General features: G+C 60.1%; 1 protein-coding gene. It reads right to left on the bottom strand.

Going from position 1 to position 404, the window contains the following annotated elements:
- On the bottom strand, positions 1 to 404 hold a 404-nt coding region (locus tag JWG43_RS19005; RefSeq protein WP_205244464.1), incomplete at both ends, for an HsdM family class I SAM-dependent methyltransferase.

Genomic DNA, 404 nt, shown 5'->3' with positions numbered 1-404 from the left:
TCGTCGCTCAATTGCTTACGCTTGGAGCCCAACGACTTACGCATTGGGCTGTGCATGTCGCTGGCGTTGATCAGCAGCACCTTGCCCTTACGCTCGGTCGGTTTGTGGTTCGACAGCACCCAGATATAGGTGGCGATACCGGTGTTGTAGAACATGTCGGTGGGCAGGGCCACCAGGGTATCGAGCAGGTCGTGCTCGAGGATGTAGCGGCGGATCTCGCTCTCGCCGCTACCTGCCCCACCGGTAAAGAGCGGGGAGCCGTTGAGGATGATGCCGATACGAGCACCCTCCGGCTTCATCTTGGCGATAAGATGTTGCAGGAACAAGAGTGAGCCGTCAGAGACACGGGGCAGACCCGCCCCGAAGCGGCCGCTGTGGCCCTTTAGCAGGTGTTCGTCCCTTAC

It is taken from the genome of Desulfobulbus alkaliphilus (assembly GCF_016918545.1).
GTDB classification, from domain to species: Bacteria; Desulfobacterota; Desulfobulbia; order Desulfobulbales; family Desulfobulbaceae; genus Desulfobulbus; species Desulfobulbus alkaliphilus.
This window is presented reverse-complemented; position numbering and strand designations above follow the sequence as displayed.